Source organism: Psychromonas sp. B3M02 (assembly GCF_003318165.1).
Taxonomy (GTDB): Bacteria; Pseudomonadota; Gammaproteobacteria; order Enterobacterales; family Psychromonadaceae; genus Psychromonas.
In genome coordinates this window covers 1-17780 of record NZ_QOCB01000099.1, presented here as the reverse complement: position 1 = coordinate 17780, position 17780 = coordinate 1, and the positions used below count along the sequence as shown (strand labels likewise).

17 protein-coding genes are annotated in these 17780 nt (G+C 39.5%); 9 read left to right on the top strand and 8 right to left on the bottom strand.

Annotation, left to right across the window (positions count from 1 at the left end; genetic code table 11):
• Positions 1–304: 304 nt before the first annotated feature.
• The 7 genes from panD to dksA form a co-directional block, all read right to left on the bottom strand.
• Complete coding sequence (panD, locus tag DS885_RS10730; protein ID WP_113819430.1) at positions 305–685, bottom strand: aspartate 1-decarboxylase; 381 nt, start codon at positions 683–685, stop codon at positions 305–307.
• A 70-nt stretch (positions 686–755) separates the two neighbouring features.
• Entirely contained in the window at positions 756–1610 is an 855-nt protein-coding gene (gene panC / locus DS885_RS10725) for a pantoate--beta-alanine ligase (RefSeq protein ID WP_113819429.1), read from the bottom strand.
• 45 nt (positions 1611–1655) lie between these two features.
• Positions 1656–2450 (bottom strand): 3-methyl-2-oxobutanoate hydroxymethyltransferase, encoded by a 795-nt coding sequence (gene panB / locus DS885_RS10720; protein ID WP_113819428.1) that lies wholly within the window; start codon positions 2448–2450, stop codon positions 1656–1658.
• A 60-nt stretch (positions 2451–2510) separates the two neighbouring features.
• On the bottom strand, positions 2511–2993 hold the full coding sequence (gene folK, locus DS885_RS10715; RefSeq protein WP_113819427.1) for a 2-amino-4-hydroxy-6-hydroxymethyldihydropteridine diphosphokinase: 483 nt from the start codon (positions 2991–2993) through the stop codon (positions 2511–2513).
• Complete coding sequence (pcnB, locus tag DS885_RS10710) at positions 2986–4377, bottom strand: polynucleotide adenylyltransferase PcnB (RefSeq protein WP_220149688.1); 1392 nt, start codon at positions 4375–4377, stop codon at positions 2986–2988. Before pcnB ends, folK begins: the two co-directional genes overlap by 8 nt.
• A gap of 241 nt (positions 4378–4618) precedes the next feature.
• The gene (gene gluQRS / locus DS885_RS10705) at positions 4619–5512 is read right to left on the bottom strand and encodes a tRNA glutamyl-Q(34) synthetase GluQRS (protein ID WP_113819425.1); all 894 of its coding nucleotides are present in this window, start codon (positions 5510–5512) and stop codon (positions 4619–4621) included.
• Between the two features lie 68 nt (positions 5513–5580).
• Entirely contained in the window at positions 5581–6030 is a 450-nt protein-coding gene (gene dksA / locus DS885_RS10700; RefSeq protein ID WP_113819424.1) for an RNA polymerase-binding protein DksA, read from the bottom strand.
• Positions 6031–6304: 274 nt separating this feature from the next.
• Here dksA and hrpB point away from each other — a divergent pair, with 274 nt between their 5' ends.
• The 5 genes from hrpB to rlmF all read left to right on the top strand — a co-directional run bounded on the left by hrpB (position 6305) and on the right by rlmF (position 13267).
• Positions 6305–8785, top strand: coding sequence for an ATP-dependent helicase HrpB (gene hrpB, locus DS885_RS10695; RefSeq protein WP_113819423.1), 2481 nt, complete (start codon positions 6305–6307; stop codon positions 8783–8785).
• A gap of 99 nt (positions 8786–8884) precedes the next feature.
• A complete protein-coding gene (gene mrcB / locus DS885_RS10690) occupies positions 8885–11092 on the top strand; it encodes a penicillin-binding protein 1B (RefSeq protein WP_113819422.1) in 2208 nt (735 codons plus the stop codon).
• A gap of 1 nt (position 11093) precedes the next feature.
• Positions 11094–11513: a SufE family protein gene (locus DS885_RS10685; RefSeq protein ID WP_258546898.1), complete on the top strand. Its 420-nt coding sequence runs from the start codon at positions 11094–11096 to the stop codon at positions 11511–11513.
• Complete coding sequence (locus DS885_RS10680; protein WP_258546897.1) at positions 11506–12261, top strand: DUF3108 domain-containing protein; 756 nt, start codon at positions 11506–11508, stop codon at positions 12259–12261. Before DS885_RS10685 ends, DS885_RS10680 begins: the two co-directional genes overlap by 8 nt.
• 40 nt (positions 12262–12301) lie before the next feature.
• Positions 12302–13267, top strand: coding sequence for a 23S rRNA (adenine(1618)-N(6))-methyltransferase RlmF (gene rlmF, locus DS885_RS10675; RefSeq protein ID WP_258546896.1), 966 nt, complete (start codon positions 12302–12304; stop codon positions 13265–13267).
• Between the two features lie 103 nt (positions 13268–13370).
• On the opposite strand, the gene DS885_RS10670 is transcribed toward rlmF, so the two are convergent.
• Positions 13371–13949: an acetate uptake transporter gene (locus DS885_RS10670; RefSeq protein ID WP_113819419.1), complete on the bottom strand. Its 579-nt coding sequence runs from the start codon at positions 13947–13949 to the stop codon at positions 13371–13373.
• 297 nt (positions 13950–14246) lie between these two features.
• Here DS885_RS10670 and DS885_RS10665 point away from each other — a divergent pair, with 297 nt between their 5' ends.
• The 4 genes from DS885_RS10665 (at position 14247) to DS885_RS10650 (ending at position 17418) form a co-directional block, all read left to right on the top strand.
• A complete protein-coding gene (locus DS885_RS10665; protein WP_113819418.1) occupies positions 14247–15014 on the top strand; it encodes an ABC transporter ATP-binding protein in 768 nt (255 codons plus the stop codon).
• A 68-nt stretch (positions 15015–15082) separates the two neighbouring features.
• Complete coding sequence (locus tag DS885_RS10660) at positions 15083–15856, top strand: ABC transporter substrate-binding protein (RefSeq protein WP_113819417.1); 774 nt, start codon at positions 15083–15085, stop codon at positions 15854–15856.
• Between the two features lie 144 nt (positions 15857–16000).
• Positions 16001–16741: an ABC transporter permease gene (locus tag DS885_RS10655; protein WP_113819416.1), complete on the top strand. Its 741-nt coding sequence runs from the start codon at positions 16001–16003 to the stop codon at positions 16739–16741.
• Between the two features lie 2 nt (positions 16742–16743).
• Positions 16744–17418 (top strand): ABC transporter permease, encoded by a 675-nt coding sequence (locus DS885_RS10650; RefSeq protein WP_113819415.1) that lies wholly within the window; start codon positions 16744–16746, stop codon positions 17416–17418.
• The last annotated feature ends 362 nt before the right edge of the window (positions 17419–17780 follow it).

The window sequence follows — 17780 nt, the reverse complement described above, 5'->3', positions numbered from 1 at the left end:
GTTAACCCTACAATTAAATGTTTCATCATTATAGTTTCCCGTGAGTTTGTGGCTAATACCAATTGTGTTAAATAACTGATCTAAATTTTGCGCCGGAAAAATGGCTTAGTTAGAGGCGTAAGTTGATGTAAATGGTTGTTCCCTATACGAAACTTACAACGAAAAAATAAGTTGTTTTAACAAGTAAAATAGATCAGTTACTTACTATGATTGGTATAAGTAGATGGATTTTCATGGGGGAATAAAAAAGGCCGTTAACAATTAATGCTAACGGCCTCTATACTTAATGACTGATTACGTCAGATTAAGCAACTTGAATAGGTACGTCTTTACTTGTACGAACAATGTTATTGTCTTTATCTAAGTAAACTAGGCTTGGTTTGTGGCCTGCAATTTCTTCAGCATCTAACGCAGCATAAGTACAGATGATCACTCGGTCACCAACGCAAGCTTGACGTGCAGCTGCACCGTTAACTGAGATGATTTTTGAACCACGTTCACCTACGATTGCATAAGTAGAGAAGCGCGCACCATTTTCGATATTGTAAATTTCGATTTGTTCATACTCTAAAATACCAGCTTGCTCAAGAAGGTCCTGATCGATTGCGCATGAACCTTCATAATTTAATTCAGCGTGAGTAATACGAGCTTGGTGCAACTTGCCTGTTAGCAGTGTCTTTTTCATACAAAACCTTTAATTTTAAAATTTGAAATGAGTCTGTTTTTCTCAGTACGGCGACTATAAAGTAAAAACTTTAAGGGTGCAAATCAACAACTAGGTTGTCAATTAAACGTGTTTCACCTAAGAACGCGGCCATTAATACAACTGCTTGTTTACTATCAGCTGTTAAAGGCGCTAATGTTACTGGATCAACAACATGAATTTTGTCGGTTTTAAAACCAGACTGATCTAGCGTTTGACCGGCATCTTTGATCAGTTGTTTATAGCTCCCCCAATTATGTGGTAGCTGTTGTCCCAATTGATTCATTACTTCCGCAATTTTAGGCGCAATTAACTTTTCATCGGCTGAAAGCTTATTGTTACGAGAACTCATGGCTAACCCTGATGTTTCACGTACCGTTGCAACAGGAATGATTTCAATGGGCATCGCTAGGTCAGTGACCATTTGTTTGATAACACATAGTTGTTGGAAATCTTTTTCACCAAAACAAGCAAAGTCTGGTTGTACTAGATGAAATAACTTAGCGACTATGGTACTCACACCTCGGAAATGTCCTGGGCGTAATTCACCTTCTAAACAATCGGATACACCAGGTACTTCCACAAAGGTCTGTGCTTCCAGACCATTCGGGTAAATTGTGTCAGCTGAAGGGGTGAATACAATATCCACAGCCGCTTGTTGTAACTTTTCACAATCCGCTTCAAGGGTTTTTGGGTAATTGGCTAAGTCATCGGCATTGTTAAATTGTAATGGGTTAACAAAAATACTCACCACTGTAACGTCAGCATGTTGTTGTCCCTCTTTAACTAACGTTAAATGACCTTGATGTAGGTTTCCCATTGTTGGGATAAAACTAACTTGCTTCCCTTGCTGTTTGATATCGCGTATTGCAGAGCGCAATAGCTTAGGGTCTTGAATTACTTGCATAGTTAACTCTTAATACGTTAAATAATAAAATAGGGTGCACTAGCCTTAATAAAAGCTATGTTCTGCGCCTGGAAATATTTTATTTTCTACTTGCTCTTTATATAGCTCAACTGCACGACGGATATCACCTGTTTCTACTAAAAAGTTTTTAGAGAACTTAGGGCAGAAGCCTGCTGAAATGCCAAAAGCATCATGCATTACTAGAATTTGTCCATCGGTTTCTGTACCTGCACCGATCCCGATAACAGGAATGTGCAATGCTTTAGTGACACGTTCAGCTAACGCAACCGGCACACACTCTAATACCAATAGTTGAATACCCGCTTGTTGTAATGCTAATGCATCTTCAACTAGCTTATCAGCCTGCTCTTCAGCACGACCTTGTACTTTATAACCACCAAATACATTCACTGATTGAGGGGTTAAGCCTAAATGGCCACATACTGGAATACCACGTTGTACTAAGCCGATCACTGACTCGTTTAACCAATCGCCGCCTTCTAATTTCACCATGTTAGCGCCTGCACGCATTAATGTTGCTGCATTGCTATAGGTTTGCTCTGGTGTTGCGTAAGACATAAAGGGTAAGTCTGCAATGATTAATGACTTTTCAGTGGTACTCGCTACTGCAGCAGTGTGGTAGGCAATATGTTCAACGGTAACGGGTAGGGTAGAGTCATGGCCTTGTAATACCATACCTAGAGAGTCGCCTACTAATAATACCTGGATACCTGCCTGGTCAAAAATAGCCGCAAAACTTGCATCATATGCGGTAATACAGGTGATTTTCTCTTGCTCTTGCTTCATTTTAGCTAAACGAGAAACGCTTATTTTAGCCATTGTTGCTCCTAACTAGCAGTGTTTTATAGGGGGATGATTCTACTGGCGTCATCAATTAATTCAACCAGTAATAGCAGTCAGACCATTTTTATCGCAATCTTTTAGCATCTCGATCAAAGGTGTGCCATCGGGCATGGTCAACTCAGGTGCAATTTCAAATAAAGGATACAGAACAAACTCTCGATCTTTCATACCATAGTGGGGAATGGTTAAGCGCTGATCGTCAATCACTTGCTCTGCGTATAGCAAAATATCTAAGTCTAGGGTTCTTGGTCCCCAACGCTCTGCTTTACGCTCTCGACCTTGTGATTGCTCAATGGCTTGTAATGCATCTAAAAGAGCAATAGCCGATAAGTTAGTTTCAACTGCTGCAACTGCATTAATATAATCGGGTTGGTCTTGAGGGCCCATTGGCGCACTACAATACAGAGATGAGCAACTGATTAAGCTCGTCTCTGTAATATAATTCAGTGCTGTGATTGCTTGTTTTGCTTGTTCAACTGGATCGGCTTGATTGCTACCAATCGCGATGTAACTAATCATTCTTTTTACTCACAGCAGGCTTGCGTTTAGGTTTACTATAACGACGCTTTTTAGCCGGTCTATCAGCATTTGGTTTATACTCTTTGGCTTTATTAGTGTGGCTACGTGCATTATTGTGCTCAGGCAATTTGTTATGAAGTTGGTATTCTTCCCACCAAGCTGTTAATTCAGCAAGTTCTCGGCTTTGCTCTACACGTGCTCTTAATGATAAGAAGTCAAAGGCCGCGCGGAATTTTTCATGGGCATAAACTCGTTGTGCACGTTTACCACCAAAGCGCGGCAGACGGTGTTGTAATACCCAAATGTCACGAATAGCTGCAGTAAAACGTTTAGGAATTGCAATGGTTTTTACTTGAATGGTTAATACTTCATTCATCGCTAGCATAAAGGCATCGTGTAATTCGATACCACTTTCAAAGCTCATCTCTTGTGCGCGCTGCTCAAGTGGGTACCAAAGCATCACTGCATAAATATAAGCAGGGGTAACACGTTTGCCTTCAGCAATACGTTTGTCTGTATCGGTTAAGGCCTGTTCAATCATTTTAGTGGCTTTATCATCTTCTCCACCTTTAAATAGGATAGGGAATAATACAGGTAGTAGCTTGTATTCTTTTAATAGACGGTAAGTTGCTAAACCTTGGCCTGATAATAAAAGTTTAATCACTTCATCAAAATGACGTGCAGCTGGAATATCTTGCAATAACGAAGCTAAGCGGCGGATAGGCTCTGCACACTCATCGCTAATAGATAAATCTAACTTCGCGGCAAAACGGATAGCGCGTAACATACGTACCGGGTCTTCACGGTAACGTACTTCTGGTTCGCCAATCAAAGTTAGGCGACGTTGAGCTAAATCATCCATACCACCACAGAAGTCATATAACGAATAATCTGCGATATCGTAATAGAGTGCATTTACGGTAAAATCACGGCGCTCGGCATCTTCTTCTAATGAACCGTACACATTATCACGCAGTAACATACCTTGCTGTGATTGTTTTACTTTTTGTTTGTCTTGTTCAGCTTCGTCATGGTGACCACGGAAAGTAGCAACTTCTATGATTTCACGACCAAAAAGGATATGAGCTAAACGGAAACGACGACCAATTAAACGACAGTTTCTAAAAAGCGCTTTTACTTGCTCTGGTGTTGCATCGGTAGTGATATCAAAATCTTTTGGTTTTAGCCCTAATAATAGATCGCGCACACCGCCACCCACTAATAAAGCCCGGTAACCAGCATTATGTAAACGATATAAAACCTTTAATGCATTTTCATCAATATCTGAACGTGAAATAGAGTGTTGGTCACGTGGAATGCGATATTGAGATAATGATTTCGTCTGTTCGGCTGCTTTCTTTTTTTGAAATACTTTTTTTACCAGTTTGCTTAAGCGTTTAATAGCTCTATCCTCTGCATCTACTTAGATGGAATTAGTCTGAAAAATTGTGCGCTTATTTTATGTGCGCTGTTGCTTAAAAACAAATTAAATTTATAGTTCGCTACTATAGCGTCTATTAAATAACCGCTACTGTGCATAAACACTGCATTACTTAGTCAATATTTATCCATTGACAGAGGAGTTTAAATCTCTAACAGATAGCCCAATAGGGCGAATATTAAATTTATATTTGAATTTCACGTTGTTTTGGGACGCTTTCTAACGACCAGTGTTGTATGGCCCAAGTTAAAATATCACTACAGTTTTGTTGCGGAATATTATTTGGGACAGTATGACCTAAAAAGGCCAGTACTTTTTTTAATGTTGGTATTGGATTTGATTTATCAACTGCAGCTGCATGGTTTTGCTTTGACAACTTTTGCCCAGGGGCTGTAACTGCAACAGGCAGATGTACATAATTAGGCTTATTGGCCCCCAATAACTGATACAAGCACAGTTGTTTACCTGTAGTAGTGATTAAATCAGAACCTCTTACAATTTCAGTTATACCTTGTTTAATATCATCAATCACTACGGCTAAATTGTAAGCATATAATCCATCTTTGCGTTTAATAATGAAGTCGTCTTCAATTTCTGATGGTGCTAATTGAATTAAGCCTTGTAACTGATCTTCAAAGTTATTTGGCTTGTGGGTGATAGATAATAGATTAATGCGCAGTGCATTATTGGTTAGCGGGTTGTTTAAGTGGCGACAATGCCCTAAATATAATCCCCCTTGTTCCTTGATCATCTTGCGTGTGCAGCAACAGGCATAACATAGACCTTGTTTGATCAATGAAGTTAATACTGCTTCATAGTGAGCACTTTGTTGGTGTTGATAGATGACCGGGCCATCCCACTGTAAACCAAAGGCTAATAAGGTCGCTAAGATATCATCGCTGGCACCTGCTACTTCACGTGGCGGGTCGATATCTTCAATGCGCACTTGCCATTGGCCTTGTTGAGATTTAGCTTGTAGGTAACTGCCAACCGCTGCCACTAAAGAGCCAAAGTGCAGAGGGCCAGAAGGAGAAGGGGCAAAGCGCCCAATGTAAGGTTTAGAAAACTGTGAATCCACTTGTTTTACTCTATAAACAAAAACGGCTAGCAATCGCTAACCGTTTTAAGCTGAGTTAAGACTGTTGCTTAACCAATGCTTTGTTTTTCTTTGATTTCAGCTAACGTTTTACAGTCGATACATAGATCGGCAGTAGGACGTGCTTCTAGGCGACGAATACCGATTTCAACACCACAAGATTCACAGAAACCAAAATCATCTTCTTCTATTTTTTTCAAAGTTTTGGAGATTTTCTTGATCAAGCGACGTTCACGGTCACGAGCACGAAGTTCTAGGCTGAATTCTTCTTCTTGAGTAGCACGGTCAACAGGATCAGGGAAATTAGATGCTTCATCTTTCATGTGATCAACAGTGCGGTCTACTTCTTCACGTAGTTGTGTAGTCCAAGCTGTTAGAATATTTGTAAAGTGTGCGCGTTGCTCTTTACCCATATACTCTTCGCCAGGTTTTTCTTGGTATGGCTCCACTCCAGCAATAGCTAAAATACCGAGTGTTTTCTTGCTTGTATTAGCAGGCATAAACTTTCCTTCCAGTGATGCAACTTAAATCATCTTTAAACGCATTAAAACGGTGATAAATATAAACAATTGGTTGAACAAACTTTGCTAAGATAGTGGCATCAGTTTTTTTTCGGCGGTATCTATAGCAAGCATCTTTAATAAAGTCAAATAAAGAGTTGCATATTGTGAAGTTGTGGTCTTATTTTTGCATTTTGCTCACAATGCGTAAAATAACCTGTTTTTTTATTATCTATTGTTAGTGCCGTTTTTTGTGGTTTAAGGTTGTTATTTTATGTTACCAATTGAAACAGTATTTGCTGACTTACAGCATCAACTTACTGTGCATTCTCAAGTTATTTTACAGGCCCCACCAGGCGCCGGTAAGTCGACCTTCTTACCCTTAGCGTTATTAAAAAGTGGTGCCTATCGCGGTAAAATTATCATGCTAGAACCAAGGCGTTTAGCAGCCCGTAATATCGCCCATTATTTAGCGGAGCAACTGGGCGAGTCTATCGGTGAAAAAGTAGGGTATCGTCTGCGTGGCGAATCAAAAGTGAGTAAAGAAACCCAACTAGAAATAGTGACTGAAGGGATTTTAATTCGTTTATTACAACAAGATCCTGAATTAATCGGCGTTGATTTAGTTATTTTTGATGAATTTCATGAGCGTAACTTACATGCTGACTTAGGGTTAGCCTTTTGCCTAGATGTGCAGGAAAATTTACGCGATGATTTGAGTGTGTTGATTATGTCTGCCACCTTGGATAACCAATCCTTGCAACAACACCTACCTAATGCCGCCTATGTTAGTTGTGAGGGGCGTGCCTTTCCCATAGAGTATATCCACCATAGTGCGAAAATAAGCACCAAAGTTGAGCAACACAGCGCGTTAGTCGCCTTGGTCAAACAAGCGTTTCAGCAACAAACCGGTAATATTTTAGTATTTGTGGCAGGAGTAAAAGAGATTTTGCAATGTTGCCAAGCCTTACAAGTTTGGATTGACCAGCATCATTTACCCGTGTTGTTAGCTCCTTTATACGGGCGATTGAGCTTGGATGAGCAGCAACTTGCAATTAAACCTCCACCTCAAGGTAAACGTAAAATAGTTGTCTCGACTAATATTGCAGAAACCAGTTTAACTATTGATGGTATTACAGTGGTTGTTGATTCTGGACGCGAGAGAAGTTTTCAATTTCAATCTCATACCGGGATTGGGAAATTAAAAGATCAGATGATTAGCGAAGCTAGTGCGATACAGCGTGCCGGCCGCGCAGGAAGACAGAGTGCTGGCACATGCTATCGATTATGGTCTAAAGAGACACGTTTAAGAGCGCAGAATGAAGCACCGATTATACAAAGCGAATTAACTGATTTAATGTTAGAAGTGAGTGCTTGGGGAGTGACTCACCCTGAACAGTTACCTTTCTTAACGCAACCTAATACACGTAATGTACAAGTGGCTTTACAGTTATTACAAAAACTTAATGCCATTGATGAAAGAGGTCGTTGTACTTCCTTAGGTGATCAGATTATCGAATTTGGTTTAAGTCCGCGTCTAGGGGCCATGTTAATTGCTGCTAAACAATTAGAAGCTGCATTGAATGAACCGGGAATAGTCGCGTTAGCTTGTTTATTAGCCGCATTAATAGAGAGTAATGAAAAAAGCAGCGATGATATTAGCAGCGCATTAGATAAACCATCTTACTCAGTGAATCAGCAGTATCGCATCCTACTGAAAAAATGTGCGTCTAAAGCACCAGCGCAGTTACCTCGTGCTTATTGTGGTTTATTATTGGCTACCGCCTTTCCAGATCGTATCGCCTTGTGCCGAGGTCAAAATCAACAGCAGGATTATTTACTGAGTAATGGTGCTGGTGGGCATTTATCTGCACATTCTTCCTTAATTGGTGAAGAGATGTTAGTAGTGACCGATCTTGCATTATCTGAACACAGAGCAAATAGCATTATTTTCAAAGCAGCACCGGTCAACTTAGAAGATATTAAAACGCATCTTGCACATTACCTCAACCATGAGGATTATCTTTGTTGGTCATTAAAACAAAATAAATTAATTGCTGAGCGGCGTTTAATGTTAGGGAAGATTACCCTTAATAAAGTGCCTCTAGCTAAAGTGACTAAACAACAAAAACTCCAAGCATTATTAAATGGAGTGCGCCAAGTTGGGCTATCAATGTTACATTGGAGTGATACGAATAAAGCGTTATTAACGCGATTAAACTATGCATCACAGCAATATAATGAATTCCAACTTACAGGATTTGCAGAGTTTAATGAACAGGCATTGATTGACTCTGTAGATCAATGGTTAGCTCCTTTTTGTATCGATGTACAGCATCCCGATCAGTTTAAGAAAATTGACCTAAAGAGTGCCTTGTTATCTCGCTTAACATGGGATCAACAACAACGCTTTGAAAAAGACTTCCCGCTCACTATTACCGTACCCACTGGCTCTGCGATTAAATTGCAGTATCGCGATAAACAGTTACCTTTATTGTCAGTAAAAATACAGGAGTTGTATGGACAAGCGGAAACACCCACTGTTTTAGATGGGCGTATTCAAGTGCAACTTGCATTACTTTCTCCGGCAATGAAACCATTGCAATTAACCCAAAACTTGCATTCATTTTGGGCGGGTGCTTATCTGGAAGTGCAAAAAGAGATGAAAGGGCGTTACCCAAAACATTATTGGCCGGATAACCCAGCCACTGCCGTTGCAACACGTAAAACGAAAAAGCACCTATCTATGGGGTGATATCAGTGAATAAACTAAGTAGTATGAGCGGCGCATTAAAGAGTGACATCGTCTTCACTGAATTATCTATTATATTAAATCGAGTTAATTAAACCTGTTATGGCAAAAACACCACAAAAAAAAGGCACGGCAGATAAGCCAAAAGCAAGTGCTACAAGTAAAACAACAAAAAGTACCGCGAAAAAAACGACCAGCACACGTAAAAAAACAGTGCGTAAACCGGCTAAAGCACCACTTAAACATCGTATTCTAAAAGCAATATGGTCATTTACTTGGAAAGCAACATTGGCGTTTATTGCTTTTATCGTAATAGCAGGTATCTACTTTGATAAAAAAGTGGAGAACCGTCTTGATGGTTCAACATGGGATCTACCTGCCACACTTTACGCTCGTCCATTATTGTTAAAAGTTAATGAGCCCTTAACGCAAACAGCACTCGTTAGCGAACTGAAATTACTAAATTATCGCGCAGTACAAAGGATTCAAAGTGCAGGGCAATTTGCTGTGAATGGTAACCAGGTTACTATTTATCGACGTGCTTTTGATTTTCCAGATCGCTCTGAAGCTGCTGCAATTGTGAGTGTCTCTTTTGACGGTAACCGCATCGCAAGCTTGACTCAACGACAGGGAACCATTGCTGAATTTCGTTTAGATCCTTTGTTATTGGACAGACTAAATAGCAAACAGATACAAGATCGGGTGTTTGTGCCGTTTCAGAAAATTCCAGATCTGTTAATTAATACCCTGATCTTAATGGAAGACCGTGATTTCTATCATCATCAAGGTGTCTCTCCCTTTGCCATTTTGCGTGCTTTTATGGTTAATATGAAAGCTGGGCGCACTGTGCAAGGTGGCAGTACTTTAACGCAACAGTTAGCTAAAAACCTGTTCCTTTCTCAAGAGCGTAGTTTATGGCGTAAGTTTCAAGAAGCCTATATCGCTGTCCTGATCGACCATAAATACAGTAAAGATAAAATATTGGAGTCGTACTTAAATGAAGTTTATCTTGCACAAAATGGGGCAACAGGCGTGTACGGTGTTGGTTTAGCCAGCGATTATTATTTTGCACGTCCCATTGATGAATTACGTGTTGAACAGGTGGCTTTGCTGGTGGCTATTATTAAAGGGCCATCTTATTACAATCCAAGACGTAATCCGAAACGTGCATTATCTCGTCGGGACTTAGTCTTACGTTTGATGCTTGAGCATAACTATATTAATACTGCTCAGTACCGTATTGCGGTTAATAGCCCTTTAAATTTAAGTGGTGCAAAGGCATTAAATAATCGCGCAAACCCAGCTTTTGTTAGTTTATTAAATCGTGAGTTAGTGAGCAATGTCCCCGCTAATATCCGTAAGCAGAGTGGTTTATCTATCTTTACCTCGATTTCGCCTTTAGCACAAAAGAATGCGGAAATAGCCATTCAAACGGGTATCAAAAAAGTCCAGAAAAAAGGACAAGATGATTTGCAAGGGGCGATGGTGGTCACTGACCGTGAATATGCGGAAGTGCGTGCGCTGGTATCGGGTAAGGATGTTAAATTTAGTGGTTTCAATCGAGCTTTAGATGCTCGTCGTCCCATTGGCTCTTTAGTCAAACCGCCAGTGTACTTAACCGCGTTAGATAATGGCTATAGTTTAACTGATACTTTAAATGATAAAGAGATTGTGCTCAAAAACAGTACCGGGCAACGTTGGCGACCAAAGAATTACGATCGTAAATTCCGTGGACAAGTGACTGTAGAGCAAGCCTTAGTAAGCTCTTTAAATGTACCCACGGTTAACTTGGGCATGCAAATTGGCTTAAGTAATGTCATTGATAGCTTACATGCCATGGGCGTAGAACAAAAAATTAAAGCTTACCCATCTTTAGTGTTGGGCAGTTTATCGCTTTCACCCTTTGAAGTGGCACAAATGTATCAACCGATTGGCATGCGAGGTGTGTATAAACCATTGACGATGATCCGTACTATTGTCTCTAGTGATGGCATTCCTTTATATCAGCGTAGCCCTGCAGCGCGACAAATATTTTCAAGTACTGCGGTAAATCAGCTATCCAGTGCGTTACATAAGGTCACCACGGAGGGGACTGCGCGTAGCTTACGTTGGCGTAACCCAGGGCAAAATTTCGCAGGTAAAACCGGCACCACCAATAATCTTAACGATAGCTGGTTTGTGGGCTTTGACCAAGATGAAGTCGTGACCACTTGGGTAGGTAAAGACAACAATAAAAGTGCAGAGCTAACCGGCAGTAGTGGCGCGTTAGTTTTATTCTCAGGTTATATGAAACAAAAGGTAGGACAGTAAGGTGCAAAAGTTAACCTCTATTACACAATTTGAAGAGTTGAAAGCAGCCTTTATGGCAAATAAAAGCTGGGATGCACAGTACCGTTTGATTATACAGTTAGGGAGGGTATTAGCGCCTTTCCCTGAACAGATGAAACTAGCGTCTAACCAAGTAAGAGGATGTGAAAGCACTGCTTGGTTAATCTGTACTGAAAATAACGGACTTTATACCTTCACCATGGAGAGTGAGGCGCGGATAGTCAGAGGATTAATGCAAATAGTGGCAATCATCTTTAATAATAAAAGTGCACAAGAGATAGCTTTAATCGATTGTGATGAACTATTTGCTGAATTAGGGTTACTAAACCATTTAAGCCCTTCTCGAAGTAATGGTTTATTTTCCATTATTAACACCATTAAAGGAGTTAACTCTATTGATTAACACACGCTATATCCCTTTATTAAGTCTATTGTTACCTTTTTCTGGTAGTGTTGTTGCAGCCTCTGAAAGTAATGCTCAACAGGAGAGTATTATGATCCCTGAAATACAACAACCCGCGCCTAACCAACGTTATACCTATGATGTATTTTATAAAGGTTTATCAATTGGCCAGATGAAACAAGCGTACCATTGGACGGGTGACCAAGTGGTAGTAGAGTCCGATGCTGACTTTTCTTTTTTACTCTTCTCTTTTGGTGGTAATCAGCAGTCTGATATTTACTGGAGCGAGCAAGAGAAACGCTTTTTAAGTAGCGCTTTTTTCCGTGAAAGCAGTGGTTTTAGCACGGTGAATATGACCGCAAATTTTGATGCGACGGGTCGTAACTCAGTCATCAACAATAATGGCGAACGCACCGAGTATAGTAATCCTGAAGGTCCGATTGTTGATTTTAATACGATCAATCTGCAAATTAGTACTGGGTTAAAGTTTGGAGAAACTGATTTTGAGTTTTATATGCAAACCTCTGATGATATTGCCCACTACTTCTTTGAGCTAAAAGGCAAGGAGACAATTAAAACCAAATTTGGTGAGTTAGAAGCTTACCGAGTACAGCAAGTCAGAAAAAAAGACCGTACTTTTATTGCCTGGTTTGCACCTCTGTTTAATCATCAGATGGTTAAATTTGAATATCAACGAAAAGTGTTAGATATCAGTGGCGAGCTAGTAGATTACAGTACTGAGTTTTAAACCGATTATTTTTATTATGCGTCATGCCATGGATTCAACTTTGAACACAGAAAAAGCACAAAAAACAGCAAAACCGACTTTACACCCTCGTAACTTGCACCAAGGGCAATATGACTTTGTCAGTTTAATGAAAGCCTGTCCTGAACTTCAACCTCATGTGATCACTAATCCAAGAGGGGAGTTAAGTATTAACTTCAGTGATCCTCAATCGGTTTTGTTATTAAATAAAGCATTATTAGCCTACTTTTACGATATTACCTTTTGGCAAATCCCTGAGGGGTATTTATGCCCACCAATTCCAGGAAGAGTCGATTACCTGCATTATATTGGTGACCTGTTAAGTGAGAGCTTTCAAGGTGAAGTGCCAACCGGCTCTAAGATAAAAGGTTTAGATATTGGTTGTGGCGCTAATTGTATTTATCCTATCTTAGGCAGTCGCAGTTACGATTGGTCTTTTATCGGGGCAGATATTGATTCACTGGCAGTAAAAACAGCTTCATTATTGGTTAAAGCAAATCACAATATCAGTAAAAAAATAAGCATACGTCAGCAAAAGAATAAACAACATATTTTAACTGGAATGGTAAAACCCTCAGATCGTTTTGCTTTTACACTGTGTAACCCGCCTTTTCATGCTTCCATGGAAGCCGCTGCGGCAGGTAGCCAACTTAAACAAAAGAACTTGAGTAAAAAGGCGGTGAATACACTTGATAAAGCCAAGTCTGAACTGAATTTTGCAGGTAAAGCCCACGAATTAAGCTGTGCTGGTGGTGAAATTGCCTTTGTAAAACAGATGGTCACTGAAAGTGCGACGCTACAGGAGCAGGTATGTTGGTTTACTTGTTTATTATCTAAAGGTGAAAATGTAGCGCCAATTAAGAAGCTATTAAAGCAGTGTGGTGCAGACCAGGTCAAAGTGGTGGAGATGGCGCAGGGTCATAAAATCAGCCGTTTTATCGCTTGGAGCTTTTTAAGTGAGCAGAAACGACTGGCGTTTTTTGGATAAGGTTGAAAGTTTAGTATTCGTTATTCAAAAGAAATACCCATAAAAAAACCGAGCTATAACAGCTCGGTTTTTTTGATTGGCTCAGTCACCTTTTTATTAAAAGTTATTTTTCGCCAATTGGTAGGATAGTGCGACCGTATTGTTCGTTGATCACTTCAGCCATCGCTAAGTAGATTGCACTGAAACCACAAATAAGACCTTCAAAACCTGCGATACGACCAATTAGTTCACTACCTGTGAAATCACGGATAGCTAATAGGAAGAACAGTACTGTTAAGCTAGCAAAAATGAACTGTAATACACGGTTACCACGTAGCGTACCGATAAACATAAAGCCAGTGAAAATACCCCACATAACTAGGTACCATGCCATGAATGCATGTGGTGTTGCTTGTGTTGGACCACCTTCTAAACCAAGTTCTGGAAATATTAATAACACCACTAAGCTGATCCAGAAAAAACCGTATGAAGTAAATGCCGTTAAACCAAAAGTGTTACCTTTTTTGAATTCTAAAATCCCTGCGATAACCTGTGCTGCACCACCGTAGCATAAGCCCATTGCAAGAATCATTGCGCTGATTGGAAAGAAACCTGCATTGTGTATGTTTAACAGTACAGTTGTCATGCCAAATCCCATTAGACCTAGCGGAGCGGGATTAGCGTAATTAGTTGATTGTGACACGTCATTTACCTTTTTGTATTATTTAATAGAGTTGAGATCGCGCGCACGATACCATGTGTTCAAATTTTGTAAAGAAAATCCGGAAAAATTGATGTTTTGCTTTGTTTTTAATCAATTTTAGCTAAAAAATATTAAAAGTGTGCTCTGTTGATTTATTTTTAAGGGGAAATAAAAATTATTTTATTGTACATTTTAGTCCATTGGTGCAGAGTAGAAGATTGCGTTAATTTTATTAATCCATTCAACACACTAGGTACAATACATAATGAACCCGTTTAACCATGATGAAATATACTAATGACTGTACCTACTCTCTCAATTAAAAACCTGCACAAATCCTTTGCTGATAATCAAGTATTAAAAGGCGTAGATCTTGAAGCGCATAAAGGCGATGTAATCTCTATTTTAGGGGCATCAGGATCAGGTAAAAGTACTTTATTACGCTGCGTTAATTTATTAGAAACACCTACATCAGGCGATATCCTGGTTAACGGTGAGTTAATCGAAATGAAGCAGGATAAAAAACGCGGTGCAATACCTGCTTCAATTAAACAAGTTGAGCGTATCCGCAGCCGTTTAGCCATGGTGTTTCAAGGATTTAATCTTTGGTCACATTTATCTGTACTAGAGAATGTGATTGAAGCGCCTGTTCATGTTTTAGGAGTACCGAAAAAAGAAGCTATTGTAAAAGCTGAAGCATTATTACAGCGCGTTGGCCTTTATGAACGTAAGGATTACTATCCTGAACAACTGTCTGGTGGACAACAACAACGTGTTGCTATTGCTCGTGCCTTAGCTGTTGAACCAGAAGTAATGTTATTTGATGAGCCAACTTCGGCATTAGACCCAGAATTAGTAGGTGAAGTATTGACGGTAATGCGAGACCTAGCTGAAGAAGGCCGTACCATGCTGGTGGTAACACATGAAATGGCATTTGCTAGAGATGTATCGAATAAGGTTCTATTCTTACATCAAGGCTTAGTAGAAGAGCAAGGTAAGCCAGAAGATATCTTTACTAACCCAACTTCAGAACGTTTTAAACAGTTTATCTCAACTGTGTATTAAATTCTTTCCTGACAGCTTGATCAGGAAAATTATTGAAAAAATCATTTATCATAAAATAAGGAAATACCATGAAAAAAATTAGCCTATTAATCGCACTGTTTGCATTTGCATTTAATACTGCACACGCAAAAGAATGGAAACAGATCCGAATCGGTGTTGAAGGCGCATACCCTCCATTCAGTAAAACAGAAGAAGATGGTAGTGTTACTGGTTTTGATATTGATATTGCTAATGCACTATGTGCAGAACTAGAAGCGAAATGTACGCTAGTAAAACAAGACTGGGATGGCATTATTCCTGCGCTACTAGGTCGTAAATTTGATGCGATCATCGCCACTATGGATATTACTGAAGAGCGCCAAAAGAAAGTCGCTTTCACTAAAAAATATCAACATATTCCAGCACGTTTTGTTGCTAAAAAAGGGACTACTTACGAAGGTACTGAAGCATTCATGAGTGGTAAAAAAATTGGTGTGCAACGTGCAACAACAATGGACCTATACATTTCTGACAACTTCCCATCTGCTAAAATCAAACGTTACGGTTCTGCCGATGAAGCTTACTTAGATTTAAAAGCAGGTCGTGTTGATTATGTAATGGCTGACTCTGCAGCTATCGCTGACGGTCTATTAGCAAAAGAAGATGGTGATAAGTTTGAATTTGTTGGTCCTAAGTTAAATGATCCAAAATGGTTTGGTTACGGTGCAGGTATTGCAATTCGTAAGCAAGATACTGATTTAGCTGAGCAATTAAACCAAGCTATTGATGCTATCCGTGCTAACGGTACTTACAAGAAAATCCAAGATCAATACTTCACTTTCGATGTATACGGTCAAGAGTAATAGTGTTAATAGCGATTAACACATTGCGTTAAAAATAGAGAGGATGAGCAACCAGCTGTAATATCTTTGTCGGTTGAGTCATCCTTTTTTTATGTCAATCAAGTCGTTATCTTTGATATTGGCATTTATTAAAAAGAAGTTTATATGTTTTCTTTATACGGTTACCAAGACATTTTTATAGAAGGTGCATGGTTAACACTTCAAGTGGCTTTGCTGTCTTTAGTGCTCTCTGTTGCTTTAGGGTTATTAGCAGCATTAGCTAAATTATCTCATTCAACAGTCCTAAAAAGTATCGCAACGCTTTACACTACCATTATTCGTGGTATTCCTGATTTGATTCTGATGTTATTGATCTTCTTCGGTGGACAGTTGCTGATCAATGATATGAGTTACAACATCAATGAATGGTTAAATGAAACCATGACGGGGTATTACCCTGACCATGAATGGACCTCGTACCTACCTGACTATATTGATATAAGCCCTTACTTTGCAGGCATTGTGACCATAGGTTTTATCTTTGGCGCATATATGGCAGAGACTTTTCGTGGCGCGATTATATCGGTCAACAAAGGTCAGCTTGAAGCGGCTACCGCTTATGGCATGAACAAATACAAACGCTTTTCTCGTGTGATGTTTCCACAAATGATGCGTTATGCATTACCTGGTTTAGGTAATAACTGGTTAGTTTTATTAAAAACCACCGCACTGGTATCAATTATCGGTTTACAAGATATGGTGAAGATTGCTGGTGATGCTTCTGGTTCAACGCAGAAACCTTTTACTTTCTACCTAGTGGTTGCATTAATATTTTTATTTTATACCGCTGTTTCTACCTCTGTACTAAAGTGGGCAGAGCGTAAATATAGTATACAAACGAGATAGACATGGATTTTTCAATTATTCTTAATGAATACCCGTTTTATTTAGAAGGGTTATGGACAACCACTTGGTTAGTCACAGCCTCTTTATTGATAGGATTAGTGATTGCTATTCCAGCGGGAATTTTACGTAGTCATTCCAACTGGTTTATTAAAGGGCCTATTTGGGCTTATATGTACTTTTTCCGTGGTTCGCCATTGTTAGTGCAATTATTCCTTATCTATTATGGCGCAGCACAGTTTGATTGGTTACGTGAAAGTTGGTTATGGTACTACTTTCAAGAAGCTTGGTTTTGTGCCTTATTAGCCTTTGCTTTAAATACTGGTGCTTACACGGCTGAGATTGTTCGTGGTGTGATCAGTACTATGCCAGTAGGTGAACTGGAAGCGGCGAAAGCTTATGGTATGAGCCGTTGGCAACGATTAAGACGTATCACTTTACCTAACTCTTTACGCCGTGCGTTACCAGCTTATAGTAATGAAATTATTTTTATGATCCACGGTAGTGCGATTGCTGGTGTGGTGACCATTGTTGATATCACTGGTGCCGCTCGTGTAGTTAATGCGCGTTATTATGCTCCCTTTGAAGCTTATTTAGCCGCAGGTCTTTTATACATGTGTTTAACTTTCTCAGTTATTTACCTGTTTAAACTATGGGAAAAAAGTTACCAACATAATTAGCCCCTTATCTACTTTATGAGTGTGTTGGTGGCTAGCCATCACACTCATTTAATGACTTAACCTCAGTTATGGTTAATGGAAGCGAAACATCATATAAAATCAGATAGTTAAATCATGTAATAGACAATACTGCTAGTTGTGCGTAGTTCAAGGCGTAATTTAAGCCTTTCGACGATTGAGCAATCTATGGCTATCGCTAAAACCTTTATTAATCACCTTAACTTATACCAATTGCATTAAATAAGAGCTCTAAATTTTGCACAGGTAAAATAGATCAGTTACTTATACCAATTGTATTAAATAACTGATCTAAATTTTGCGCCGGAAAAATGGCTTAGTTTGAGGCGTAAGTTGATGTAAAT